Source organism: Klebsiella michiganensis (assembly GCF_002925905.1).
Taxonomy (GTDB): Bacteria; Pseudomonadota; Gammaproteobacteria; order Enterobacterales; family Enterobacteriaceae; genus Klebsiella; species Klebsiella michiganensis.
In genome coordinates, this window is record NZ_PRDB01000001.1 from 483,969 (window position 1) to 509,077 (window position 25,109).

Sequence of the window (25,109 nt, forward strand, 5' to 3'; positions counted from 1 at the left end):
GCTGAAAATAGCGCCTGTTTTCTTTTCAGGCATATGGGGTCAACGTGGCGCAGGCGGAAGTATTGAATCAGGAATCGCTGGCTAAGCAGGTTTTACAAGAGACCTTCGGCTACCAGCAGTTTCGCCCGGGCCAGGAAACCATTATCGATACGGCGTTGGCCGGGCGCGATTGCCTGGTGGTGATGCCAACCGGCGGCGGCAAGTCGCTGTGTTATCAGGTTCCGGCGCTGGTACTGGGCGGTCTCACCGTCGTGGTGTCGCCGCTTATTTCCTTGATGAAGGACCAGGTCGATCAGCTGCTGGCTAACGGCGTGGCGGCGGCGTGCCTGAACTCAACCCAGAGCCGGGAGCAGCAGCAGGAGGTGATGGCCGGCTGCCGCAGCGGGCAGATTCGCCTGCTGTATATCGCCCCGGAGCGCCTGATGCTGGATAACTTCCTTGAGCATCTTACGCACTGGAATCTGTCGATGGTGGCGGTGGACGAGGCGCACTGTATTTCCCAGTGGGGGCACGATTTCCGTCCGGAATACGCCGCGTTAGGGCAGCTGCGCCAGCGGATACCGCAAATCCCGTTTATGGCGCTGACCGCCACCGCCGATGACACGACGCGTCGCGACATTGTTCGCCTGCTGGACCTAAACGACCCGCTCATTCAGGTCAGCAGCTTCGACCGACCCAACATCCGCTATATGCTGATGGAGAAGTTTAAGCCGCTGGATCAGCTGATGCGCTACGTGCAGGACCAGCGCGGTAAGTTGGGCATTATCTACTGCAATAGCCGCTCAAAAGTGGAAGACACCGCCGCTCGCCTGCAAAGCCGCGGTATCAGCGCCGCGGCCTATCACGCCGGGCTGGAAAACCATATCCGCGCCGACGTGCAGGAAAAATTCCAGCGCGACGACCTGCAAATCGTGGTGGCGACGGTAGCCTTCGGTATGGGTATCAACAAACCGAACGTCCGTTTTGTGGTGCATTTCGATATCCCCCGCAATATTGAATCCTATTACCAGGAGACCGGCCGCGCCGGGCGCGATGGGCTGCCTGCCGAGGCGATGCTGTTTTACGATCCGGCGGATATGGCGTGGCTCCGACGCTGCCTTGAGGAGAAACCCGCCGGGCCGCTGCAGGACATTGAACGCCATAAGCTCAACGCGATGGGGGCCTTTGCCGAAGCGCAAACCTGCCGCCGTCTGGTGCTGCTCAACTACTTTGGCGAGGGGCGCCAGGAGCCCTGCGGCAACTGCGATATCTGCCTCGACCCGCCGAAACAGTACGACGGTTTAATGGACGCGCGTAAGGCGCTGTCGACGATTTACCGCGTCAACCAGCGCTTTGGTATGGGGTACGTGGTGGAAGTGCTGCGCGGCGCCAATAACCAGCGTATTCGCGATATGGGGCACGACAAGCTGCCGGTCTACGGCATTGGGCGCGAACAGAGCCACGAGCATTGGGTCAGCGTTATCCGTCAGCTTATTCATTTAGGCCTGGTTACGCAGAATATAGCCCAGCACTCTGCGCTACAGCTTACCGAGGCCGCGCGTCCGGTCCTGCGCGGCGACGTGACGCTACAGCTTGCCGTGCCGCGTATTGTGGCGCTGAAGCCGAAAGCGATGCAGAAATCCTTTGGCGGTAATTACGATCGCAAGCTGTTCGCCAAGCTGCGCAAACTGCGTAAGGCGATTGCCGACGAAGAGAATATCCCGCCCTACGTGGTGTTTAACGATGCGACGCTAATTGAAATGGCTGAGCAAACGCCGCTGACGGCCGGGGAGATGCTCAGCGTCAACGGCGTTGGCACGCGTAAGCTTGAGCGTTTTGGTAAAGAGTTTATGGCCCTGATCCGCGCTCACGTGGATGGCGATGATGAGTAGTCAGCCAGACGAAAAAGTGTAAATATAGTTTTCGTCCTGACTATTTTCCTGCGAGTTAATTATGTTGACGCTTTTTTTCACCGTGGCGCTGGTGCATATCATTGCGCTGATGAGTCCTGGCCCGGACTTCTTCTTTGTTTCACAAACCGCCGTTAGCCGCTCCCGCAAAGAGGCGATGATGGGCGTGCTGGGGATCACCTGCGGAGTGATGGTATGGGCGGGCGTAGCGCTGCTCGGCCTGAACCTGATTATCGAGAAGATGGCCTGGCTGCATACCATTATTATGGTCGGCGGCGGTCTGTATCTGTGCTGGATGGGCTTCCAGATGCTGCGCGGCGCGCTGAAAAAAAGCGAAGCGGCAGCGGCGGTAGAGCCTCAGGTCGAACTGGCGCGCAGCGGCCGGAGCTTCCTGAAAGGGCTGCTGACCAATCTGGCTAACCCAAAAGCGATTATCTATTTTGGCTCCGTGTTCTCGCTGTTTGTCGGCGACAGCGTCAGTTCCGGCGCGCGCTGGGGGATTTTCCTGCTGATTGTTCTGGAGACGCTGGCCTGGTTTACGGTGGTCGCCAGCCTGTTCGCCCTCCCGGGCATGCGCCGTGGCTATCAGCGGATGGCGAAGTGGATAGACGGCATTGCCGGTACTCTGTTTGCCGGGTTTGGTATTCACCTGATTATTTCGCGCTAAGCGTTCTGCGGCCCGCCCAAGGGTTATGGGCGGGCCGGATATTAATGACGCAGCTGCTGCAAATCGTCGGACGTCAGACCGGTCATTTCCATAACCGCAGTAGTATCAATGCCCCGCTCGAGCATGGCCTTTGCGACGTTAAGAAGCGCAGCGCGTTTGCCCTCTTTTATGCCTTCCTTAATGCCCTTCTGCATACCTTCCTCAAGCCACTTTTCTGCCAGAGTCATCAGTACACCTCCATGTTGCGGCACCCGCTGTGCCAGCTCATATAATAGCGGCCGAACATCCTGCTCTTCTCCCGCCAGGGCCATATATTTTATCAGTACGGTAATTTGTTGTCTGCTCATCTGTTCCAGCAACAGCAGGCTGGTGAGCTTGTCGACGAGCTCGGCCATATCGCGCTGCCATATATGCTTTTGTACCAGCGTCAGGGCCGCCATACTCCGGTGCTCCATGATTTCGTCATCGGGAATAACGGTGATGTCCACCAGCGGAAAGGCGGTGGAGTAAATCTGGCGCGCAGTATCCGGATCGGCAAAGTTCTCCAGCCAGCCCAGCGACCAGGGATAGGGGCTTCGCCGTCCCTGATAAAAAAGAATCGGGATCACCAGAGGTAGCGTTTTATGCCCTTCTTCTATGTGCCGCTGCATAGCAGCGATGGCATAGCGCATTAAACGAAACGCCATTAATTTATCTGGCGAACTTTGATGTTCAATCAGAACGTGAACATAGCCGCAACCACTGGTCGTTTCCAGAGAATAGAGGATATCGCTGTAGTAGGGGCGCAGATCATCTTCAATAAAGCTTCCTGACTCAAGGCGTAGGGTATCCAGTTTGCAAATTTGCATGAGTGAGGGGGGCAGATGGATCTCGATAAAATCCCGTGCGGTTTCCACACGGGAGAGAAAAGTTCTGAATACCGCATCGTGAGGGGTTGCCGCTTCCGCCATCGTTTTCGTCCATGAAGAAGAGAATCTGGCGGCATTCTGGCACTGGCGCTGCGAGTTCAACAGCGGGCAAAAAAATTATCTTTGTTCTTTGCCCGCCTGCTCGGCTGAGGATGTCGCTATACCCGCAAAGCTAACGATAATTTGCGAGCGTGCTTCCATCCATCACGCGTGGCGCGCGGAGGCCAGCAGGGCGCCGACCAGCATAAACAGCGATCCAAAAACCTTGTTTAGCGCCTTCATCTGTTTCGGCCCCTTGATCCACGCGGCGATGCGCTGCGCCAGCGTGGCGTAGCCAATCATCACGATAATATCGACCACGATGGTGGTGACGCCGAGCACGAGGTACTGCATCACCTGGGGCTGGTGCGGTACGATAAACTGCGGGAAGAGCGCGGCGAGGAACACGATGCTTTTTGGGTTGGTCAGGTTGACGAACACCGCGCGCTTAAAGAGTTTGCCGCGGCTCTGCGCTTGCGCAAGGGTATTCAGATCGAGAGAACCCGCGGCTCGCCACTGCTGAATGCCGAGCCAGATAAGATAAGCGGCGCCCGCCCATTTCAGGATTTCAAAGGCCAACAGCGAACGGGAAAAAAGCGTACCCAGGCCAACGCCCACCAGCACGATATGAATGCCGAGCCCGGTCTGTAGCCCGGCAATAGAAGCCGCCGCGCCGCGATAACCGTGGTTGATTGAGGTGGTCATGGTATTTATCGCCCCGGATCCCGGCGACAGGCTGAGAATAAGAGATGTCAGCAGATAGGCAAACCACCACTCGAACGTCATGAGAAACTCCCTGATTGTCTGTTTTTATGCCACAATACGCTATTGTGTAAGCATTGTGTGATGCACGATAAAAAAACGATTTTCAGCGGTTATCAGGGGTGTAAGCCCGATGTTTTTGCAGCAAAAGGACTGGGAAACACGAGAAAACGCGTTTGCGGCCTTTACCATGGGGCCACTGACCGATTTCTGGCGTCAGCGGGAAGAGGCTGAATTTACGGGCGTGGATAACGTTCCGGTGCGCTTTGTTCGCTTCTGCGCCAAAAGTCATGACCGGGTCGTGGTTATTTGTCCGGGTCGCATTGAAAGCTACGTTAAGTACGCCGAACTGGCTTACGATCTTTTCCGCAGCGGTTTTGACGTGATGATTATCGATCATCGCGGCCAGGGGCGCTCCGGACGCATGCTTTCAGATACCCACCGCGGGCACGTCGTTAATTTCAGCGATTACGTCGACGATCTCGCCGCGTTCTGGCAGCAGCAGGTGGCGCCCGGACGCTGGCGGAAACGGTTTATACTGGCCCACTCCATGGGCGGCGCCATTGCGACGCTATTTTTGCAGCGCTACCACCAGCATTGCGACGCGATGGCGCTCTGTGCGCCGATGTTCGGCATCGTTATGCGCCTGCCTGACTGGATGGTGCGCCATATTCTCGATTGGGCTGAGGGCCATCAGCGCATTCGTGAAGAGTATGCCCTCGGTACCGGCCGCTGGCGGGCGCTGCCCTTTGCGGTTAACGTACTGACGCACAGCCGTCAACGCTATCGCCGCAACCTGCGCTTTTACGCCGATGAGCCGCAGCTGCGGGTCGGCGGGCCGACGTTCCACTGGGTGCGCGAGGGGATCCTCGCCGGCGAAGAGGTGCTGGCCGGTGCGGAGAAAGACGTCACGCCAACATTATTGCTCCAGGCGGAAGAAGAGCGGGTGGTCGATAACCGTATGCACGATCGCTACTGTGAACTTCGCGCCGCTGGCGGTCATCCCTGTGAAGGGGATAAGCCGTTTGTCATAGAAGGGGCATACCATGAGATCCTTTTTGAAAAGGACGCAATGCGCTCGGTCGCGCTAAACGCTATCGTCGATTTTTTTGGTCGACACACTTAATCCGGCGAAACGCTCGTCGCCCTGCTTAGAGGTTAAAATTTTTATGTACCAGGTTGTTGCGTCTGATTTAGATGGCACGCTGCTTTCTCCCGATCACTGCTTAACTCCTTACGCCAAAGAGACGCTGAAGCTGCTTACCGCACGCGGTATCAACTTCGTGTTCGCGACCGGCCGCCACTACATCGATGTTGGGCAAATTCGCGATAATCTCGGCATTAAATCCTATATGATCACCTCGAACGGCGCTCGCGTACACGATAGCGAAGGGAAGCAGATCTTCGCCCACAACCTTGACCGCGATATCGCCGCCGACCTGTTCGAAATGATGCGTAACGATCCGGCGATTGTGACCAACGTCTATCGTGAAGATGAGTGGTATATGAATCGCCATCGTCCGGAAGAGATGCGCTTCTTCAAAGAGGCGGTGTTTAACTACAAGCTGTACGAGCCGGGCGAGCTGGATCCTGAAGGGATCAGCAAAGTCTTTTTCACCTGCGATAAGCATGAGCATCTGCTGCCGCTGGAGCAGGCGATCAACGCCCGCTGGGGCGATCGGGTGAACGTGAGCTTCTCTACCGTTACCTGCCTCGAAGTGATGGCGGGCGGCGTGTCGAAAGGGCATGCGCTGGAGGCCGTGGCGAAAATGCTCGGCTATAGCCTGAAAGAGTGTATCGCCTTCGGCGACGGTATGAACGATGCGGAAATGCTGTCAATGGCGGGCAAGGGCTGCATTATGGCCAACGCGCACCAGCGGCTGAAAGACCTGCATCCTGAGCTGGAAGTGATCGGCAGCAACGTCGATGACGCCGTTCCCCACTACCTGCGTAAACTCTATCTTGACTAAAAAAGATTGACGATTGTTTAATTAATGAGCAGTCGTCAACCTATCACTCCGCTACAATGCGTGTTCTTTACTCTATGAGACATTCATTGTGGCGCTACTGATTATCACCACCATTCTGTGGGCCTTTTCCTTTAGCCTGTATGGCGAATACCTGGCAGGCCACGTCGACAGCTATTTTGCGGTGCTGGCGCGCGTTGGCCTGGCGGCGCTGGTGTTTTTGCCCTTCCTGCGCACCCGCGGGCAGAGCCTGTCAACCATCGGCCTGTATATGCTGGTGGGGGCGATGCAGCTCGGCATTATGTATATGCTGAGTTTCCAGGCCTATCTGTACCTGACGGTATCGGAGCTTCTGCTGTTTACCGTCCTGACGCCGCTCTATATCACGCTGATTTACGATGTGATGAGCCGCCGTCGCCTGCGCTGGGGCTACGCCTGCAGCGCGCTGCTGGCGGTAATCGGCGCGGGCATCATCCGTTATGACCAGGTGACCAACCATTTCTGGACCGGTTTGATCCTGGTTCAACTCTCCAACATCAGCTTCGCGATTGGCATGGTGGGATACAAGCGCCTGATGGAAACGCGTCCGATGCCGCAGCATAATGCCTTCGCCTGGTTCTACATCGGGGCGTTTCTGGTGGCGGCGGTTGCCTGGTCGATGCTGGGTAACGCGCAGAAAATGCCGGAAACTTCGCTAGAGTGGGGCATCCTGGCCTTTCTTGGCGTGGCGGCATCCGGGATTGGTTACTTTATGTGGAACTACGGCGCCACCCAGGTGGATGCCGGTACGCTCGGCATCATGAACAATATGCACGTGCCTGCCGGGCTGCTGGTGAACCTGGCCATCTGGCAGACGCAGCCCCGCTGGCCGAGCTTTATTATTGGCGCTCTGGTGATCCTGGCCTCGCTATGGGTCCATCGACGCTGGGTCGCTCCGCACTCCGCACAAACGGTAAATGATCGCAAGCGTGGTTCCGCGCTGAGCGAATAAACGCCTCGGTAACCGGCTGGCGCTGCTCGCCGTCGCGCACCGCGGCGTACAGTCGGCTCCACAGTCCCTCGCCCAGGGTTTTGGTCACCACCAGGCCCTGGCGCTCAAAGCTTTCCACGACCCAGTGCGGCAGGGCGGCGATGCCCATTCGCGCCGCCACCATCTGAATTAACAGCAGCGTATTGTCGACGCTCTTCAGCTGCGGGCTAATCCCGGCAGGCTGCAGGAAGTGACGCCAGATATCCAGACGTGCGCGCTGGACCGGATAAATCAGCAGCATTTCGGTCGCTAAATCCTCGGGCGCGATGCGCGCCTTTGTCGCCAGCGGATGATCCGGCGCCATCACCAGGCGTACTTCGAAATCAAACATTGGCGAATAGTGCAGTCCGCTGCGCGGCAGGATATCGGAGGTCATCACCAGATCCAGCTCGCCCTGCTGCAGGCCCGGCTGCGGGTCGAAGATCACCCCGGACTGAAAGTCCACCTCCACATGCGGCCAGCGGGCGCGGAAACTCTCCAGCGCCGGCGTGAGCCACTGAATACAGCTATGGCATTCGATGGCGATACGCAGCCGGGTTTGCTGCGGCTCATTGCAATCCTGCAGGGCGCGGCTGATTTGCGGCAGGACCTGATTGGCCAGCTGCAGCAGGATCTCTCCCTGCGGCGTAAAGCGCAGCGGCTGACTTTTACGTACAAACAGACGGAAGCCGAGGCGCTGTTCCAGATCGCTGAACTGGTGGGACAAGGCGGATTGGGTCTGGTGCAGGGCCGCCGCCGCGCCTGCCAGAGAGCCGCTATTCCGCAACGCCTGGAGCGTTTTCAGGTGTTTAATTTCGATCATGAAAGTCCTTCACTTCGGCATGAATAATTTGCGCTTGAGGAATATACAGTAACTGCCAATTATGGATGTGTAAACATCTGGACGGCTAAATCCTTTATCTTTCGAATTTATGGCAGCGTTGGCTGCACTTCCTCACCCCAGTCACTTACTTCAGTAAGCTCCTGGGGATGAGCAAGTTTGCCGCCTTCCCTAAATCCGAAATCTTTCGGATTGCAATTATGAGGCTCAAAAAATGACAATTATTAACCACACCCTCGGTTTCCCTCGCATTGGCCTGCGCCGCGAGCTGAAGAAAGCGCAAGAAAGCTACTGGGCGGGCAATACCAGCCGCGAAGAATTGCTGGCCGTTGGCCGCGAACTGCGCGCTCGCCACTGGGAACAGCAGAAGCAGGCGGGCATTGACCTGCTACCGGTGGGCGATTTCGCCTGGTACGACCATGTTCTGACCACCAGCCTGTGGCTTGGCAACGTGCCGGCTCGTCATCAGAACAAAGACGGCTCCGTTGATATCGATACCCTTTTTCGCATAGGCCGCGGCCGCGCGCCGACCGGCGAACCGGCCGCGGCGGCGGAAATGACCAAATGGTTTAACACTAACTACCACTACATGGTGCCGGAATTTGTGAAGGGCCAGCGGTTCAAACTGAGCTGGACCCAGCTGCTGGATGAGGTGGACGAAGCGCTGGCGCTGGGCCACAAGGTGAAGCCTGTTCTGCTGGGGCCGGTCACCTACCTGTGGCTCGGTAAGGTGAAAGGCGAGCCGTTCGACCGCCTGAGCCTGCTGAACGATATTCTGCCTGTTTACCAGCAGGTGCTGACTGAACTGGCAAAACGCGGCGTTGAGTGGGTGCAGATTGATGAACCGGCGCTGGTGCTCGAGCTGCCGCAGGCGTGGTTGGATGCCTTCAAACCGGCTTACGCGGCCCTTAGCGGTCAGCTTAAGCTGCTGCTGACTACCTACTTTGAAGGCATTACCGATAACCTCGACACCATTACCGCACTGCCGGTACAGGGCCTGCATGTGGATCTGGTCCACGGCCAGGACGATGTCGCCGAACTGCATAAGCGCCTGCCTGCCGACTGGCTGCTCTCCGCGGGGCTGATCAACGGCCGCAACGTCTGGCGCGCCGATCTGAGCGAGAAGTACGCGCAGGTTAAAGATATCGTCGGCAAACGTGAACTGTGGGTAGCCTCTTCCTGCTCCCTGCTGCACAGCCCGATCGATCTGAACGTGGAAACGCGGCTCGATGCCGAAGTGAAGAGCTGGTTTGCCTTCGCCCTGCAAAAATGCCGGGAGCTGGCGCTGCTGCGCGATGCGCTGAACAGCGGCGACACCGCGGCGATTGCTGACTGGAGCGCGCCGATCCAGGCACGTCGCCAGTCAACCCGCGTGCACAACGCTGCGGTAGAGAAGCGTCTGGCGGCCATTACCGCTCAGGACAGCCAGCGTCAAAGCGTCTACGAAGTTCGCGCCGAAGCGCAGCGCGCCCGCTTTAAGCTGCCGGCCTGGCCAACCACCACCATCGGCTCCTTCCCCCAGACCACCGAGATCCGCGGCCTGCGTCTGGACTTCAAAAAGGGCAATCTCGATGCTAACCGCTACCGCACCGGCATCGCCGAACACATTAAGCAGGCGATCGTTGAGCAGGAGCGACTGGGGCTGGACGTGCTGGTACACGGTGAAGCCGAGCGTAACGATATGGTGGAATACTTCGGCGAACACCTGGACGGCTTTATTTTCACGCAGAACGGCTGGGTACAGAGCTACGGCTCCCGCTGCGTCAAACCGCCGGTGGTCATCGGCGACATCAGCCGCCCGGAGGCGATCACCGTCGAGTGGGCAAAATACGCTCAGTCCCTGACCGACAAACCGGTAAAAGGCATGCTGACCGGCCCGGTGACCATTCTTTGCTGGTCCTTCCCGCGTGAGGACGTCAGCCGTGAAACGATTGCGAAACAGATAGCCCTCGCGCTGCGCGATGAAGTGGCGGATCTGGAAGCCGCCGGTATCGGTATCATCCAGATCGACGAACCGGCCCTGCGGGAAGGCCTGCCGCTGAAGCGTAGCGACTGGGATGCGTATCTGGCATGGGGGGTGGAAGCTTTCCGTATCAATGCCGCGGTGGCGAAAGACGACACGCAGATCCACACCCATATGTGCTATTGCGAGTTCAACGACATCATGGATTCCATCGCCGCGCTGGATGCGGACGTGATTACCATCGAAACCTCGCGCTCTGATATGGAGCTGCTGGAGTCGTTCGAAGCGTTCGACTACCCGAATGAAATCGGGCCGGGCGTGTACGACATTCACTCCCCGAACGTGCCGAGCGTGGAGTGGATTGAAGCGCTGCTGGAAAAAGCCGCGCAGCGTATCCCGGCAGAGCGCCTGTGGGTGAACCCGGACTGCGGCCTGAAAACCCGCGGCTGGACGGAAACGCGCGCCGCGCTGGCCAACATGGTCAAGGCCGCGCAAAACCTGCGCCAGGCGTAATATAAATCACACTTGTGGGAGGCCCCGGCCTCCTTTTTTGGTTTCTTCTCTTCGCTGGCAAAACCGAATGTGAAGAACTGTTCGGCGTGAGGCGGCAGCGTCTGGACAACGTCCACCCGCTCCCGGCTGTTGCTCAGGACGGATGTCTTTGACTACAGTTAAGCGTTCCCTGAACCGAAGCTGTGATAACTCTCCTGAGGTGAAAGATGATTGAACACCACGATCAAAAAGGGTATTTGCGTTTTGCCATTAATCTGGGTAATCCGGTGCTTACGACACTGCTGCCGGATGGGTCTCCGGGGGGGATTACCGTCGAGCTGGCAAAGAAACTGGCTGCAGAGAGCCAGCGCGAAGCGCGGTTTGTGACCTGGCCGACGGCCGGGCAGGTAGTTGACGCGGCGCTGCAGGATCAATGGGATATCGCCTTTCTGGCTATCGACCCGGCGCGGGAAGATAAGCTTCGCTTTACGCCATCCTACGTCACTATCGAAAGCTCGCTGATGGTGAAAAAAGAGAGCCAGATTCAATCGGTTCAGGAGATGGACCGCGCAGGCGTGGTAATTAACGTGGGCAAAGGCGCGGCCTACGAGCTGTATCTGATTCGCACGCTGCAGCATGCGACGATGCGCCAGTACGCCACCTCACAGGAGGCTATTCAGGCGTTTATCAACGGCGAAGGCGATTGGGTGGCCGGTATTCGCCAGCCTCTGGAGAAAGCCGCGCAGGAGAATCCGCAGTTTCGCGTTCTGCCCGACAGCTTTAGCCAGATACACCAGGCGATATGCGTACCGCGCAATGCGACGCAGCACTATGAATTTATTTGCCGCCGCCTCTCTTCCTGGATAGCGGACGGTACTATTGCCGGGATGGTGAGCCGCCATATCGGCAATAGCTGATCGTTAACCGCGCTTACCGCCATACTGCGCAAACCAGGCCAGCATCCGCTGCCAGCCGTCTTTTGCCGACTCTTCATGATAGCTGGCGCGATAGTCGGCATTAAAAGCGTGGTCGGCGTGCGGGTAAACCACGATTTCCGCCGTGGCGTTGGCCGCCCGCAGCGCCTGACGCATCGTTTCCACCGTGTCCTGCGGGATGCTGTCATCTTTCGCGCCATAAAGCCCTAACACCGGCGCGTTAAGATCGACGGCAATATCGACCGGATGCTTCGGCGAATTCAGCGTTTTCTCGCCGACCAGCTTGCCGTACCAGGCGACGGCGGCTTTTAACTGCGGATTATGCGCAGCGTACAGCCAGGTAATACGCCCGCCCCAGCAGAAGCCGGTAATCAGCAAGCGATGGGCATCGCCGCCGTGGCGGTAGGCCCAACTGGCCACGTGATCGAGGTCGGCCAGCACCTGAGAATCCGGCACCTTTTTGACCAGTCCCTGGAACAGAGAAGGGATGTCGCTGTAATCATTAGGATCGCCCTGGCGGAAGTAGAGCTCCGGTGCGATAGCCAGATACCCCTCCTTTGCCAGACGGCGGCAGATATCGCGGATATGTTCATGCACGCCGAAAATTTCCTGGACCACGATAACGACCGGCAGCGGACCGTCGACGCCGCGCGGGCGAGCATGGAACGCCGGCATGTTATCTCCCTGTGAAGGGATGGATGTCTCCCCGGAGACGATGTTCTCATCTGATGTGTGAACGGCAGTTGAGGCGTGCGGCGTGGCTGCAGGTGCAAAGCCGGTTTGCTTAATTGTCGTCATGGTATTCTCCGTACCCTCAATTTATTAGCGCATCAATAACTATAGCTGCTCTGGACAGGACGTTAATCAAACACAGTGCCCGAAACAGGCTATCTTTTGTTCAGGCTTCTGCGATTTAGCTTGTTAATGTGATGTATATCACTATTTTATGGAAAGTTATTGCAATGAATTTCATTCATGGTGATTGTGGTCACAAAATTGAGCCGACAGCTTCTGTAAAGTACCGTTTTGCTTCTGCTGATAATTCGACCCACAGAGGAGTTTTTTATGTCCAAGTCTGATGTTTTTCATCTCGGCCTCACCAAAAACGATTTACAAGGGGCTACGCTGGCTATCGTCCCTGGCGATCCGGAGCGTGTGGAAAAGATCGCCGCGCTGATGGATAAGCCGGTTAAGCTGGCATCTCACCGTGAATTCACCACCTGGCGCGCTGAGCTGGATGGTAAAGCAGTGATTGTCTGCTCTACCGGTATCGGCGGCCCATCGACCTCTATCGCCGTGGAAGAGCTGGCCCAGCTGGGCATCCGTACCTTCCTGCGCATCGGCACCACCGGCGCCATTCAGCCGCATATTAATGTCGGCGACGTTCTGGTGACGACCGCGTCCGTCCGTCTGGACGGCGCAAGCCTGCACTTTGCGCCAATGGAGTTCCCGGCGGTGGCTGACTTTGAATGTACTACCGCGCTGGTTGAAGCGGCGAAGTCTATCGGCGCGACCACCCATATCGGTGTCACCGCCTCTTCCGACACCTTCTATCCGGGCCAGGAACGTTACGATACCTTCTCCGGCCGCGTTGTTAGCCGTTTTAAAGGCTCGATGGAAGAGTGGCAGGCGATGGGCGTGATGAACTATGAAATGGAATCCGCCACGCTGCTGACGATGTGCGCCAGCCAGGGCCTGCGCGCCGGGATGGTTGCCGGAGTTATCGTCAACCGTACCCAGCAGGAAATTCCGAACGCGGAAACCATGAAGCAAACCGAAAGCCACGCGGTGAAAATTGTCGTGGAAGCGGCGCGCCGCCTGCTGTAGTTACCCTTTCTTCTGCCAGGGGTCGGACTCTCCGGCCCTTCTTTTTTGCGTAGCGCCTCGCAGGAAAACCCTTTCAAACTGGACGTTTGTACAGCACAATTCTATTTTGTGCCGTAAGTCGTTGCCGCAGGGGGCGTTGTGGATATCTCAATTATTATTAGTGCCGTTGTGGCGCTGGCCGTCGGGCTGATTGTCGGCTGGCTGGCGACCAAAGCGCACGCCGATCAAATTCGCGCCGATCTTATCGATGAGCGGCGCGAGCTGGATATTGAGCTGAGCGCGGCCCGCCAACGTCTGGTGCAGGAGTCACACTGGCGAGAAGAGTGTGAACTGCTCAATAACGAACTGCGCAGCCTGCGCGATATCAACGCCTCGCTGGAAGCCGATCTTCGCGAAGTGACCACCCGACTTGAATCCACTCAGCTGCATGCGGAAGACAAAATTCGCCAGATGGTGAACAGCGAGCAGCGTCTTAGCGAACAGTTTGAGAATCTGGCAAATCGCATTTTTGAGCACAGCAACCGGCGGGTGGATGAGCAGAATCGCCAGAGCCTGCACGGCCTGCTGACGCCGCTTCGCGAACAGCTGGATGGCTTTCGTCGGCAGGTGCAGGATAGCTTTGGTCAGGAAGCGCGGGAGCGCCATACTCTGGCCCATGAAATCCGCAATCTTCAGCAGCTGAATGCGCAAATGGCCCAGGAGGCGCTAAACCTGACGCGCGCGCTCAAAGGCGATAACAAAACCCAGGGCAACTGGGGCGAGGTGGTGTTGACCCGCGTGCTGGAAGCGTCCGGACTGCGGGAAGGATATGAATATCAGACCCAGGTCAGCATCGAAACGGACAACCGCGCGCGGATGCAGCCCGATGTGATTGTCCGTTTACCGCAGGGGAAAGACGTGGTGATCGATGCCAAGATGACCCTGGTGGCCTATGAGCGCTATTTCAACGCCGAAGATGATTACACCCGTGAAGCGGCGCTGCAGGAGCATATCGCTTCGGTACGCAACCATATGCGCCTGCTGGGGCGTAAAGACTACCAGCAGCTGCCGGGGCTGCGTTCGCTCGACTACGTTCTGATGTTTATCCCGGTGGAGCCCGCCTTCCTGCTGGCTATCGATCGTCAGCCAGAACTCATTAGCGAAGCGCTGAAGAACAACATCATGCTGGTGAGCCCAACCACGCTGCTGGTGGCGCTGCGGACTATCGCCAATCTCTGGCGCTATGAGCATCAGAGCCGTAACGCGCAGAAAATTGCCGAAAGAGCGGGGCGGCTGTATGACAAGATGCGCCTGTTTGTCGATGATATGTCCGCCATCGGACAGGGCCTGGATAAAGCTCAGGATAACTACCGCCAGGCGATGAAAAAGCTCGCCTCCGGACGAGGTAACCTGCTGGTACAGGCGGAATCATTCCGTGAGCTGGGCGTGGAGGTTAAGCGTGAGATTAATCCTGAGTTAGTTGAACAGGCGACGGCCCAGGATGAAGAATACCGCCTTGCGCAGGGGGGTAACCCGCCGGAAGATAACGATATTTCATCCGATCCTACGGCTACTGCCATGTTTGGGGGCGGCTCCCGGCCACGTTGAAGCGTATGGGAAGTGCGCTAAACCTGTTACACTCAACGAACATTTTCTTGATAAGCAAGCAGGCATTGAGATGGTTGAGGATTCACAAGAAACGACGCATTTTGGCTTTCAGACTGTCGCCAAAGAGCAGAAAGCTGACATGGTGGCGCATGTATTTCATTCTGTGGCCGCAAAATATGACGTAATGAACGACCTGATGTCGTTCGGTATTCATCGTTTGTGGAAGCGTTTCACCATCGACTGCAGCGGCGTCCGCCGCGGGCAAACCGTATTGGATCTGGCTGGTGGTACCGGCGATCTGACGGCGAAATTCTCTCGCCTGGTGGGTGAAACCGGCCGCGTGATGCTGGCGGACATCAACGACTCTATGCTGAAAATGGGCCGCGAAAAGCTGCGTAACATTGGTATTGTCGGCAACGTGGAATACGTCCAGGCAAACGCTGAAGCGCTGCCTTTTGCAGACAACACCTTTGATTGCATTACGATTTCTTTCGGTCTGCGTAACGTGACCGACAAAGAAAAAGCGCTGCGCTCAATGTATCGCGTATTAAAGCCGGGCGGCCGCCTGCTGGTGCTGGAATTCTCAAAACCGATTATTGAGCCGCTCAGTAAAGCCTACGATGCCTATTCCTTCCATATCCTGCCGCGCGTGGGTGAGCTGGTTGCTAAAGATGCCGAAAGCTATCGTTATCTTGCTGAATCTATTCGAATGCATCCCGATCAGGACACGCTGAAAGGCATGATGCAGGACGCAGGGTTTGAAAGCGTCGACTACTACAACCTGACGGCAGGTATCGTTGCGCTACACCGCGGATATAAGTTCTGACAGGAGGGACGCTATGCCTTTCAAACCACTGGTCACCGCCGGTCTTGAGACGGTCCTTAACACCTTCCTCTGGCGCGATCGGGCGCTGAAACCCGCGCGCCAGCGCCTGCTGGGGAAAGTGCTGCGCATCGAGCTGCAAGAGCTTTCCGATCCTGTGGTGCTGGTTTTTAGCGAACGTCAGCTGGACGTGCTGGGCGCGTGGGAAGGTGAGGCTGATTGCACCGTACGTACCCGCCTTAGCGTGCTTCCGCAATTGCGCAATCGCCAGCAGCTTACCGCGCTGATTCGCAGCGGCGATCTTGAAGTGCAGGGCGACCTGCAGGTGGTGCAAAATACCGTCACGCTGTGCGATCTGGCAGAGTTCGATCCGGCTGAACTGCTCGCCCCGTATACCGGTGATGTGGTTGCGGAAGGCTTTAGTAAAGTATTCCGCGGCGGCGCTCGCTTTCTTCTGCATGGCGCTCAACGCCAGCAGCGCTATGTCGCGGAAGCGATTACCGAAGAGTGGCGCCTGGCGCCGGGGCCGCTGGAGCTGGCCTGGTTTGCAGAGGAAACCGCTGCGGTAGAACGAACCCTGGCCGCGCTGGAAAAACGGCTGGACACGCTGGAGGGCAAATGACGCCAGGAGAATTACGGCGCCTGTATTTTATCGTCCACACCTTTTTGAGCTACGGGCTTGATGAGCTCATTCCCAAAATGCGTATCACGCTGCCGCTGCGAATCTGGCGGCGGATGCTGTTCTGGATGCCCAACCGCCATAAAGATCGTCCTCTTGGCGAGCGACTGCGCCTCGCATTACAAGAACTGGGGCCGGTGTGGATCAAGTTTGGTCAGATGCTCTCGACCCGTCGCGACCTGTTTCCGCCGCACATTGCCGATCAGCTGGCCATGCTGCAGGATCGCGTCGCGCCCTTTGACGGTCTGCAGGCCAAAAAGCAGATTGAGCAAGCCATGGGCGGCCTGCCGGTAGAAGCCTGGTTTGATGACTTCTCTGTTGAACCGCTCGCTTCCGCTTCTATTGCCCAGGTGCATACCGCGCGTCTGAAAGAGAACGGTAAAGAGGTGGTCATTAAGGTGATCCGCCCGGATATCGTGCCGGTTATCAAAGCGGATATGAAGCTTATCTACCGTCTTGCCCGCTGGGTGCCGCGTCTGTTACCGGACGGCCGTCGCCTTCGCCCGCAGGAAGTGGTTCGCGAATATGAAAAAACGCTGCTGGATGAGCTCAACCTGCTGCGTGAATCGGCTAACGCTATCCAGCTTCGCCGCAACTTCGACGAGAGCCCAATGCTTTATGTCCCGGAAGTTTATTCGGACTACTGTAGCGAAGGCATGATGGTGATGGAGCGGATTTACGGGATCCCGGTGTCCGACGTCGCCGCGCTGGAAGCGCAGGGGACTAACATGAAGCTGCTGGCCGAGCGTGGCGTGCAGGTCTTCTTTACGCAGGTTTTCCGCGACAGCTTCTTCCATGCCGACATGCATCCGGGCAATATTTTTGTCAGTCGTCATCATCCGGAAGATCCGCAGTACATTGGTATTGACTGCGGTATTGTCGGTTCGCTGAACAAAGAGGATAAGCGCTATCTGGCGGAGAACTTCATTGCCTTCTTCAACCGCGATTATCGCAAAGTTGCGGAGCTGCACGTTGATTCCGGCTGGGTTCCCGCGGATACCAACGTTGAAGAGTTCGAGTTTGCTATTCGTACCGTCTGCGAGCCTATCTTTGAAAAACCGCTGGCGGAAATCTCGTTTGGCCACGTGTTGTTGAACCTGTTTAATACGGCGCGACGTTTCAATATGGAAGTGCAGCCGCAGCTGGTTCTGCTGCAGAAGACATTACTTTACGTAGAAGGTGTAGGTCGCCAGCTCTATCCTCAGTTAGACTTGTGGAAAACGGCGAAACCGTTCCTTGAATCGTGGATCAAAGATCAGGTGGGCATTCCGGCTCTGGTGCGGGCGTTTAAAGAAAAAGCGCCGTTCTGGATCGAAAGAATGCCGGAAATACCGGAGCTGGTTTACCAGAGCCTGCAGCAAAGCAAGCAGCTGCAGAATAGCGTCGATACCATCGTGCGCGACATCCAGGTGCGGCACGTGCGCCAGGGTCAGTCCCGCTATTTGTTCGGTATAGGCGCGGTTTTATTACTGAGTGGTACGCTGCTATTCATTCATCGTCCCGAGTGGGGCATGATGCCAGGCTGGCTGATGGCCGCTGGGGTCGTAACCTGGCTTATCGGCTGGCGAAAGACGAACTGACGGCGGCCGCCTTTATCACTGCGCATAATGTGTATAATGCGTCCTAATAATTCATCATCTGTCATAGGGGAATGTGTATGGGTGGTATCAGTATTTGGCAGTTACTCATTGTTGTCGTCATCGTGGTTCTGCTTTTTGGGACAAAAAAGCTGAGCTCGCTCGGTTCAGATTTAGGGGCGTCGATCAAAGGCTTTAAAAAGGCCATGAGCGACGAAGAGAAACCGGAAAAATCCTCCGCGCCGGATGCAGATTTCGCGGCGAAGACCCTTGCTGATAAGCCGGATGATGCAAAGAAAGACGAGACTAAACGCCACGACAAAGAGCAGGTGTAATTCGTGTTCGATATCGGTTTTAGTGAGCTGCTGCTGGTATTCGTGATTGGCCTCATCGTTCTGGGGCCACAGCGACTACCGGTAGCGGTAAAGACGGTGGTGAGCTGGATCCGCACGCTGCGGTCGCTTGCGGCTACCGTACAAAATGAAATTACCCAGGAATTAAAACTGCAGGAGTTTCAGGAAAGCCTTAAAAAGGTGGAAAAGGCCAGCCTGGACAACCTGACGCCCGAGCTAAAAGCTTCAATGGATGAACTGCGTGAAGCGGCTGAATCTATGAAGCGATCCTACTCCGCCCACGATCCTGAAAAAGCCAGCGATGAAGCCAATACCATTCACAACCCGGTCGTAAAAGGGAGTGAAGAGCAGCGCAAGGACGTGACGCCAGCGACGGCTGAACATCAGGCCAGTGCGCCAGAGCATGCGCCTGACTCCGTGTCTGAAGAACTCCCCGCTTCGCAGAGTGAAATCCCGGCAGCGAAAGTGAAAGCTGCCGTGTCGGCTTCCGATTCCTCCTCCCCTGTACCGAGTGATAAACAGTAAAAATGGGCGTAGACGATACTCAACCGCTAATTACGCATCTGATTGAGCTGCGCAAGCGCTTGATCAACAGCATTCTTGCGATTCTGGTGATTTTCCTGGCGTTAGTCTATTTCGCCAACGATATCTATCAGCTGGTTTCCGCGCCGCTGATTCGGCAGATGCCGGTCGGTGCGACCATGATCGCCACGGATGTGGCCTCGCCTTTCTTCACGCCGATCAAGCTGACCTTTATGGTATCGATAATTTTGTCGGTCCCGGTCATTTTGTATCAGGTCTGGGCCTTTGTGGCGCCAGCGCTGTATAAGCATGAACGTCGGCTGGTTATGCCGCTGCTGGTCTCCAGTACGCTGCTGTTCTATATCGGCATGGCCTTTGCCTACTTCGTCGTTTTCCCGCTGGCGTTTGGTTTTCTGACCCACGCGGCGCCGGAAGGCGTACAGGTCTCTACCGATATTCGCAGCTACCTCGACTTTGTGATGGCGCTGTTTATCGCCTTTGGCGTCTCATTCGAGGTTCCGGTGGCCATAGTCCTGCTGTGCTGGATGGGCGTCACCACGCCGGACGACCTGCGTAAGAAACGCCCCTACGTACTGGTTGGCGCATTCGTTGTCGGGATGCTGCTGACCCCGCCGGACGTGTTCTCGCAAACCCTGCTGGCGATTCCGATGTACTGTCTGTTTGAGGTCGGGGTCTTCTTCGCGCGGTTCTACACCGGTAAACGCCTGACGCGTGATGAGGATGCCGCTGCCGAAGAGGCGCAGGGCAAAGAAGAATAACGTTCAACCGCCCGCCAGGGCGGTTGCCGTATGGGAGCGATGATGTTTGATATCGGCGTAAATCTGACCAGTTCGCAGTTTTCCCGCGATCGCGACGAGGTGGTTTCCCGGGCCCGGGCGGCGGGCGTCAGCGGGATGCTATTGACGGGAACCAACCTGCATGAAAGCGCGCAGGCGCAGCAGCTGGCGCGCCGTTATTCCGGGTGCTGGTCAACGGCCGGCGTTCATCCCCACGACAGTCGCAGCTGGACGGACTCGGCGGCGGCAGCGGTCTATGCGCTGGCTCGCGAGCCGGAAGTCGTTGCGGTGGGTGAGTGCGGGCTGGATTTCAACCGCAATTTTTCGACGCCTCAGGAGCAAGAAGCGGCGTTTAGCGCTCAGCTGGCGCTGGCCGCGGAGCTGTCGATGCCGGTATTTCTGCACTGCCGCGATGCGCACGAGCGCTTCCTGGCCCTGCTGGTGCCCTGGCTTGATAAGCTCCCGGGGGCCGTTGTGCATTGTTTTACCGGTAGCCGCGAAGAGATGCGCGAATGCGTGGAGCACGGTTTATTTATTGGTATCACCGGCTGGGTATGCGATGAGCGTCGGGGGCTGGAGCTGCGAGAGCTGCTGGTCGATATTCCGGCAGAGCGCCTGCTGATTGAGACCGATGCGCCGTACCTGTTGCCGCGAGATATGCTGCCAAAACCCGCTTCTCGCCGCAATGAGCCCGCCTACCTGCCGCATATTCTGACCCGCATCGCGCAATGGCGTGGGGAGGAGGCGCAATGGCTGGAAGACGTGACTGATGCTAACGTCAGAAGACTTTTTGGCGTGGGTTTTTAAGCGCCGTCAGATTTTATAAAAGTCAGTATTTTTAACGCTCTGGAGCACCTGCTTGTTAAGCAGATTCAGCAGCAGCATCGAGCGGGCTTCGCCGTCCGGTTCGGTAAAAATAGCCTGCAGACCCTCAAAAGCGCCATCGGTAATCAGCACGCTGTCGCCTTCGTGCGGCGTTTCAGGATCGGTGATACCTTCCGGTTTGTAGATGGAAAGCTGATGAATGACGGCAGATGGCACGATAGCGGGCAGCGCGCCGAAACGCACAAAACTGTTCACACCGCGCGTGGCGCTGATGGTAGTGGTATGAATCACTTCCGGGTCGAACTCGATAAACAGATAATTTGGGAACAGGGGCTCGCTGACCGTCGTGCGTTTACCGCGGACGATTTTTTCCAGCTCGATCGTTGGCATCAGGCAATTGACGGCCTGCCGTTCAAGGTGTTCCTGGGCTCGTTCAAGTTGCCCACGTTTGCAATAAAGTAAGTACCAGGCTTGCATAATGACTCTTTCCAATGCTACTAGCTGCAAGCATAACAAAAGCCCGGTACGATCGCGAAATCATTGCGGGTGAAAACTAAATTTCAGCGTTCTTTCACGCTAATTTAACAAAAATACAGCATAGCTCCGGCGAACGCCGTATAATCACCCGCCTGTATAGAGGTCAATAACAACTCCATGAAATACCACGATCTACGCGAATTTCTGACATTACTGGAGCAGCAGGGGGAATTGAAACGGATCTCCCTGCCGGTCGATCCTCACCTGGAAATCACCGAAATTGCCGACCGCACTTTGCGAGCTGGCGGTCCGGCGCTGCTATTCGAAAATCCCAAGGGCTACGCCATGCCGGTGCTGTGTAATCTTTTTGGCACGCCGCGGCGAGTCGCGCTGGGGATGGGGCAGGAGGATGTCAGTTCTCTGCGGGAAGTGGGTAAGCTTCTGGCATTCCTGAAAGAGCCGGAACCCCCAAAAGGCTTCCGCGATCTGTTTGATAAGCTGCCGCAGTTCAAACAGGTGCTGAATATGCCGACTAAGCGTCTGCGCGGAGCGCCGTGCCAGCAAAAAATCATTCAGGGTGATGAAGTTGATTTGACTCGTATCCCGATCATGACCTGCTGGCCGGAAGATGCCGCGCCGCTGATCACCTGGGGTCTGACGGTGACCCGCGGCCCGCATAAAGAGCGGCAGAATCTGGGCATTTATCGCCAGCAGCTGATTGGCAAGAACAAGCTGATTATGCGCTGGCTATCGCATCGCGGCGGCGCGCTGGACTTCCAGGAGTGGTGCGCGGCGCGTCCTGGCGAGCGTTTCCCGGTCTCCGTCGCGCTGGGCGCCGATCCGGCAACCATTCTCGGGGCGGTGACTCCGGTTCCGGATACTCTTTCCGAATACGCTTTTGCCGGGCTACTGCGCGGCACCAAAACCGAAGTCGTGAAGTGCATCTCTAACGATCTTGAGGTGCCCGCCAGCGCGGAGATCGTGCTGGAAGGGTATATTGAAGCCGGAGAAATGGCGCCGGAAGGCCCCTATGGCGACCATACTGGCTACTACAATGAAGTGGATAACTTCCCGGTCTTTACCGTTACCCACATTACTCAGCGTGAAGATGCCATCTATCACTCGACCTATACCGGGCGCCCGCCGGATGAGCCGGCGGTACTGGGCGTTGCGCTGAACGAAGTGTTCGTCCCCATTCTGCAAAAGCAGTTTCCTGAAATCGTGGATTTCTATTTGCCGCCTGAAGGCTGTTCCTATCGCCTGGCGGTCGTCACGATGAAGAAGCAGTACGCCGGTCACGCGAAACGCGTCATGATGGGCGTCTGGTCGTTCCTCCGCCAGTTCATGTATACCAAGTTCGTTATTGTCTGCGATGACGATGTCAACGCGCGCGACTGGAATGATGTGATTTGGGCGATTACTACCCGTATGGACCCGGCGCGTGATACGGTACTGGTAGAAAATACGCCAATTGATTATCTGGATTTTGCCTCACCGGTTTCCGGTTTGGGTTCAAAAATGGGGCTGGATGCCACAAATAAATGGCCTGGAGAGACCCAGCGCGAGTGGGGTCGTCCGATCAAGAAAGATCCTGAGGTGACGGCGCGCGTCGACGCCATCTGGGATGAACTGGCTATCTTCAAATAACAGTAAGCGGGGCTACGCCGCTGTTTTGCACAATAGACCCGACAGAGGGGACGCATGACAACCTTAAGCTGTAAAGTGACCTCAGTGGAGGCGATTACCGATACTGTGTATCGCGTTCGATTAGTGCCGGAAGCGGCGTTTTCCTTCCGTGCCGGTCAGTATCTGATGGTCGTGATGGACGAACGCGATAAGCGCCCATTCTCGATGGCCTCCACGCCGTCGGAACAGGAGTTTATCGAGCTGCATATCGGTGCATCTGAACTGAACCTGTATGCGATGGCGGTGATGGATCGAATCCTGAAAGAGCGTCAAATCGAGGTCGATATGCCGCATGGCGAAGCCTGGCTGCGCGATGATGAAGAACGTCCTCTGATTTTAATCGCCGGGGGAACGGGCTTCTCTTACGTGCGTTCGATTCTGCTCACCGCGCTGGCGCGCAATCCGAATCGCGATATCGCCATCTACTGGGGCGGGCGCGAAGCGAAACATCTCTATGACCTGGCCGAGCTCGAAGCGTTAAGCCTGCAGCATCCGGGCCTGCGCGTCGAACCCGTTGTTGAGCAGCCTGACGCCGAGTGGCGTGGCCGTACCGGAACCGTACTCACGGCGGTTCTGCAGGATTACGGTACGCTGGGCGAGCATGATATCTATATCGCTGGCCGCTTCGAGATGGCGAAAATTGCCCGCGACCTGTTCTGCAACGAGCGCGGCGCGCGCGAAGATCGCCTGTTTGGCGATGCCTTTGCGTTTATCTGATAGCCGCTCTGCCGGCATCCGGGCTTTTGGCCCGGATGCTGTTGTTACCGGGCATCGCTGAAGTAAACGTACAGCGGTCGCTCGTTTTCCAGCAAACAGAGCATTTTCCCTACCGGGTTCCCTTCTTTTTCCAGCGTGGCGGCTAGCTGCGTCGCGATATGCTGGCTGCCTATCTTCTCATCATAGCGTTCGGTAGTGATATCGGTGACGGTCAGATCCTTGAACCGCTCGCTTTGCGGATCCTGCGCCATTTTACCGATCCCCCATGAGAGGCAGGCCTGAGCGTTATCCTGTTCGCTGGCGAGCGCTGCGGCAGGGAACGTCGTTAGCAAAAAAATGATGGGGATTATTTTCATGACTCTTCATTATCCTTAATGAGCGTGACGTATCCGGTGATAATAACCGAATAGCGGAAATAAAAAACCCGCCCCTGACAGGCGGGAAGAACGGCAACTAAACCCTCTCTCTTCGCCATTGTCACCATAACTGCGTTGGCTGCATTCATTCACCCGAATCACTTACTATATGTAAGCTCATCGGGATTCATTCACTTGCCGCCTTGTTCTGGCACTAATGGCTTTGAGATGACTCTTTGATTAAACCCGCTCGAATACCGTCGCGATACCCTGACCTAAACCAATACACATCGTCGCCAGGCCGAACTGCGCGTCTTTGCGCTCCATCTGGTTGATCAATGTGGTACTAATGCGCGCGCCGGAACAGCCGAGCGGATGACCCAGGGCGATCGCGCCGCCGTTGAGGTTGATCTTCTCGTCGATCTGTTCCATCAGTCCCAGATCTTTAATGCACGGCAGGATCTGCGCGGCAAAAGCTTCGTTCATTTCGAACACATCGATATCGCTGGTGGAGAGCCCGGCTTTTTTCAGCGCCAGTTTTGACGCGGGAACCGGACCATAGCCCATTATTGACGGGTCGCAGCCGACGACAGCCATCGAACGCACGCGAGCGCGGGGCTTCAGGCCCAGTTCGCGGGCGCGGCTTTCGCTCATTAACAGCATGGCTGCGGCGCCATCGGAGAGGGCGGATGAGGTTCCCGCCGTCACGGTACCGGTTACCGGATCGAAAGCGGGTCTAAGCGCGGCCAGCGCTTCAACCGTTGTCTCCGGGCGAATCACTTCGTCGTAGCTGTAAGACTTCAGCACGCCGTCGGCGTCGTGACCGCCGGTCGGGACAATTTCCGCTTTGAATGCGCCGGATTGCGTCGCGGCCCAGGCGCGGGCGTGGGAGCGAGCCGCAAACTGGTCCTGCATCTCGCGGCTGATGCCGTGCAGGCGCGCCAGCATTTCTGCCGTCAGCCCCATCATTCCGGCGGCTTTGGCGACGTTACGGCTCAGGCCCGGATGGAAATCTACGCCGTGGCTCATCGGGACGTGGCCCATATGCTCTACGCCGCCAATCAGGCATACGCTGGCGTCGCCGGTCATGATCATGCGTGCCGCGTCGTGAAGCGCCTGCATGGAAGAACCGCACAGCCGATTGACCGTGGTGGCGGGTACCGAATGCGGGATTTCCGCCAGCAGTGCCGCGTTGCGGGCAATATTGAAGCCCTGTTCCAGAGTCTGCTGAACGCAGCCCCAGTAAATATCGTCAATCGTGCTGGCTTCAAGGGATGGGTTGCGTGAAAGCAGGCTACGCATCAGGTGCGCGGAGAGATCTTCTGCGCGCACGTGGCGAAAGGCGCCGCCCTTTGAACGGCCCATCGGGGTACGAACTGCATCGACAATGACAACCTGTTCCATTGTGACT

25 protein-coding genes are annotated in these 25,109 nt (G+C 56.9%); 18 read left to right on the forward strand and 7 right to left on the reverse strand.

Going from position 1 to position 25,109, the window contains the following annotated elements:
• Positions 1 to 44: 44 nt before the first annotated feature.
• Together recQ and rhtC are read left to right on the forward strand one after the other, a co-directional pair.
• Positions 45 to 1,871, forward strand: coding sequence for an ATP-dependent DNA helicase RecQ (gene recQ / locus CDA56_RS02355; RefSeq protein WP_103815093.1), 1,827 nt, complete (start codon positions 45 to 47; stop codon positions 1,869 to 1,871).
• 61 nt (positions 1,872 to 1,932) lie between these two features.
• A complete protein-coding gene (gene rhtC, locus CDA56_RS02360) occupies positions 1,933 to 2,556 on the forward strand; it encodes a threonine export protein RhtC (RefSeq protein ID WP_004097571.1) in 624 nt (207 codons plus the stop codon).
• 41 nt (positions 2,557 to 2,597) lie between these two features.
• On the opposite strand, the gene CDA56_RS02365 is transcribed toward rhtC, so the two are convergent.
• Both CDA56_RS02365 and rhtB read right to left on the reverse strand, forming a co-directional pair.
• Positions 2,598 to 3,506, reverse strand: a complete 909-nt coding sequence (locus tag CDA56_RS02365; RefSeq protein WP_104011292.1) for an Rpn family recombination-promoting nuclease/putative transposase — start codon at positions 3,504 to 3,506, stop codon at positions 2,598 to 2,600.
• A gap of 162 nt (positions 3,507 to 3,668) precedes the next feature.
• The gene (gene rhtB, locus CDA56_RS02370; protein WP_014227472.1) at positions 3,669 to 4,289 is read right to left on the reverse strand and encodes a homoserine/homoserine lactone efflux protein; all 621 of its coding nucleotides are present in this window, start codon (positions 4,287 to 4,289) and stop codon (positions 3,669 to 3,671) included.
• A 109-nt stretch (positions 4,290 to 4,398) separates the two neighbouring features.
• Between rhtB and pldB the strand changes: the two genes are divergently transcribed.
• From pldB to CDA56_RS02385, 3 genes are all read left to right on the forward strand, one after another.
• Entirely contained in the window at positions 4,399 to 5,391 is a 993-nt protein-coding gene (pldB, locus tag CDA56_RS02375; RefSeq protein ID WP_004097574.1) for a lysophospholipase L2, read from the forward strand.
• 43 nt (positions 5,392 to 5,434) lie between these two features.
• Positions 5,435 to 6,235 carry a sugar/pyridoxal phosphate phosphatase YigL gene (gene yigL, locus CDA56_RS02380; RefSeq protein WP_025108397.1) on the forward strand — a complete coding sequence of 267 codons (801 nt, stop codon included), beginning with the start codon at positions 5,435 to 5,437 and terminating at the stop codon, positions 6,233 to 6,235.
• Positions 6,236 to 6,323: 88 nt separating this feature from the next.
• Entirely contained in the window at positions 6,324 to 7,223 is a 900-nt protein-coding gene (locus CDA56_RS02385) for a carboxylate/amino acid/amine transporter (RefSeq protein ID WP_032720768.1), read from the forward strand.
• On the opposite strand, the gene metR is transcribed toward CDA56_RS02385, so the two are convergent.
• On the reverse strand, positions 7,111 to 8,064 hold the full coding sequence (gene metR / locus CDA56_RS02390) for an HTH-type transcriptional regulator MetR (protein WP_004097578.1): 954 nt from the start codon (positions 8,062 to 8,064) through the stop codon (positions 7,111 to 7,113). The genes CDA56_RS02385 and metR overlap by 113 nt on opposite strands.
• 232 nt (positions 8,065 to 8,296) lie before the next feature.
• Here metR and metE point away from each other — a divergent pair, with 232 nt between their 5' ends.
• A complete protein-coding gene (metE, locus tag CDA56_RS02395) occupies positions 8,297 to 10,558 on the forward strand; it encodes a 5-methyltetrahydropteroyltriglutamate--homocysteine S-methyltransferase (RefSeq protein ID WP_064375213.1) in 2,262 nt (753 codons plus the stop codon).
• Positions 10,559 to 10,764: 206 nt separating this feature from the next.
• Positions 10,765 to 11,454, forward strand: coding sequence for a transporter substrate-binding domain-containing protein (locus CDA56_RS02400; RefSeq protein WP_025108394.1), 690 nt, complete (start codon positions 10,765 to 10,767; stop codon positions 11,452 to 11,454).
• A 3-nt stretch (positions 11,455 to 11,457) separates the two neighbouring features.
• Here the strand turns inward: CDA56_RS02400 and CDA56_RS02405 are convergent, their stop codons facing one another.
• Entirely contained in the window at positions 11,458 to 12,270 is an 813-nt protein-coding gene (locus tag CDA56_RS02405) for a dienelactone hydrolase family protein (RefSeq protein ID WP_004097582.1), read from the reverse strand.
• A 267-nt stretch (positions 12,271 to 12,537) separates the two neighbouring features.
• On the opposite strand from CDA56_RS02405, the gene udp reads away from it, so the two are divergent.
• The 9 genes from udp to tatD all read left to right on the forward strand — a co-directional run bounded on the left by udp (position 12,538) and on the right by tatD (position 20,444).
• Entirely contained in the window at positions 12,538 to 13,299 is a 762-nt protein-coding gene (udp, locus tag CDA56_RS02410) for a uridine phosphorylase (protein ID WP_004097583.1), read from the forward strand.
• A 138-nt stretch (positions 13,300 to 13,437) separates the two neighbouring features.
• Positions 13,438 to 14,886: a DNA recombination protein RmuC gene (gene rmuC / locus CDA56_RS02415; RefSeq protein WP_046878124.1), complete on the forward strand. Its 1,449-nt coding sequence runs from the start codon at positions 13,438 to 13,440 to the stop codon at positions 14,884 to 14,886.
• Between the two features lie 70 nt (positions 14,887 to 14,956).
• Positions 14,957 to 15,712 carry a bifunctional demethylmenaquinone methyltransferase/2-methoxy-6-polyprenyl-1,4-benzoquinol methylase UbiE gene (ubiE, locus tag CDA56_RS02420; RefSeq protein ID WP_004097585.1) on the forward strand — a complete coding sequence of 252 codons (756 nt, stop codon included), beginning with the start codon at positions 14,957 to 14,959 and terminating at the stop codon, positions 15,710 to 15,712.
• Positions 15,713 to 15,725: 13 nt separating this feature from the next.
• Positions 15,726 to 16,331: a ubiquinone biosynthesis protein UbiJ gene (gene ubiJ, locus CDA56_RS02425; RefSeq protein WP_014227479.1), complete on the forward strand. Its 606-nt coding sequence runs from the start codon at positions 15,726 to 15,728 to the stop codon at positions 16,329 to 16,331.
• Entirely contained in the window at positions 16,328 to 17,968 is a 1,641-nt protein-coding gene (ubiB, locus tag CDA56_RS02430) for a ubiquinone biosynthesis regulatory protein kinase UbiB (RefSeq protein ID WP_025108392.1), read from the forward strand. Before ubiJ ends, ubiB begins: the two co-directional genes overlap by 4 nt.
• 77 nt (positions 17,969 to 18,045) lie before the next feature.
• Positions 18,046 to 18,300, forward strand: coding sequence for a Sec-independent protein translocase subunit TatA (gene tatA, locus CDA56_RS02435; RefSeq protein ID WP_025108391.1), 255 nt, complete (start codon positions 18,046 to 18,048; stop codon positions 18,298 to 18,300).
• A gap of 3 nt (positions 18,301 to 18,303) precedes the next feature.
• Positions 18,304 to 18,843 (forward strand): Sec-independent protein translocase protein TatB, encoded by a 540-nt coding sequence (gene tatB / locus CDA56_RS02440; RefSeq protein WP_014227481.1) that lies wholly within the window; start codon positions 18,304 to 18,306, stop codon positions 18,841 to 18,843.
• Positions 18,844 to 18,845: 2 nt separating this feature from the next.
• A complete protein-coding gene (gene tatC / locus CDA56_RS02445) occupies positions 18,846 to 19,619 on the forward strand; it encodes a Sec-independent protein translocase subunit TatC (protein WP_004097593.1) in 774 nt (257 codons plus the stop codon).
• A gap of 30 nt (positions 19,620 to 19,649) precedes the next feature.
• Positions 19,650 to 20,444: a 3'-5' ssDNA/RNA exonuclease TatD gene (tatD, locus tag CDA56_RS02450; protein WP_162934418.1), complete on the forward strand. Its 795-nt coding sequence runs from the start codon at positions 19,650 to 19,652 to the stop codon at positions 20,442 to 20,444.
• Positions 20,445 to 20,450: 6 nt separating this feature from the next.
• Here the strand turns inward: tatD and rfaH are convergent, their stop codons facing one another.
• Complete coding sequence (rfaH, locus tag CDA56_RS02455; protein ID WP_004097595.1) at positions 20,451 to 20,939, reverse strand: transcription/translation regulatory transformer protein RfaH; 489 nt, start codon at positions 20,937 to 20,939, stop codon at positions 20,451 to 20,453.
• 177 nt (positions 20,940 to 21,116) lie between these two features.
• Here rfaH and ubiD point away from each other — a divergent pair, with 177 nt between their 5' ends.
• On the forward strand, positions 21,117 to 22,586 hold the full coding sequence (gene ubiD / locus CDA56_RS02460) for a 4-hydroxy-3-polyprenylbenzoate decarboxylase (protein WP_014227483.1): 1,470 nt from the start codon (positions 21,117 to 21,119) through the stop codon (positions 22,584 to 22,586).
• Positions 22,587 to 22,640: 54 nt separating this feature from the next.
• A complete protein-coding gene (fre, locus tag CDA56_RS02465) occupies positions 22,641 to 23,342 on the forward strand; it encodes an NAD(P)H-flavin reductase (protein ID WP_014227484.1) in 702 nt (233 codons plus the stop codon).
• Positions 23,343 to 23,386: 44 nt separating this feature from the next.
• Here the strand turns inward: fre and CDA56_RS02470 are convergent, their stop codons facing one another.
• Both CDA56_RS02470 and fadA read right to left on the reverse strand, forming a co-directional pair.
• Positions 23,387 to 23,698 carry a hypothetical protein gene (locus CDA56_RS02470; RefSeq protein WP_025108389.1) on the reverse strand — a complete coding sequence of 104 codons (312 nt, stop codon included), beginning with the start codon at positions 23,696 to 23,698 and terminating at the stop codon, positions 23,387 to 23,389.
• A 240-nt stretch (positions 23,699 to 23,938) separates the two neighbouring features.
• Positions 23,939 to 25,102: an acetyl-CoA C-acyltransferase FadA gene (gene fadA, locus CDA56_RS02475; protein ID WP_004097616.1), complete on the reverse strand. Its 1,164-nt coding sequence runs from the start codon at positions 25,100 to 25,102 to the stop codon at positions 23,939 to 23,941.
• Positions 25,103 to 25,109: the final 7 nt, after the last annotated feature.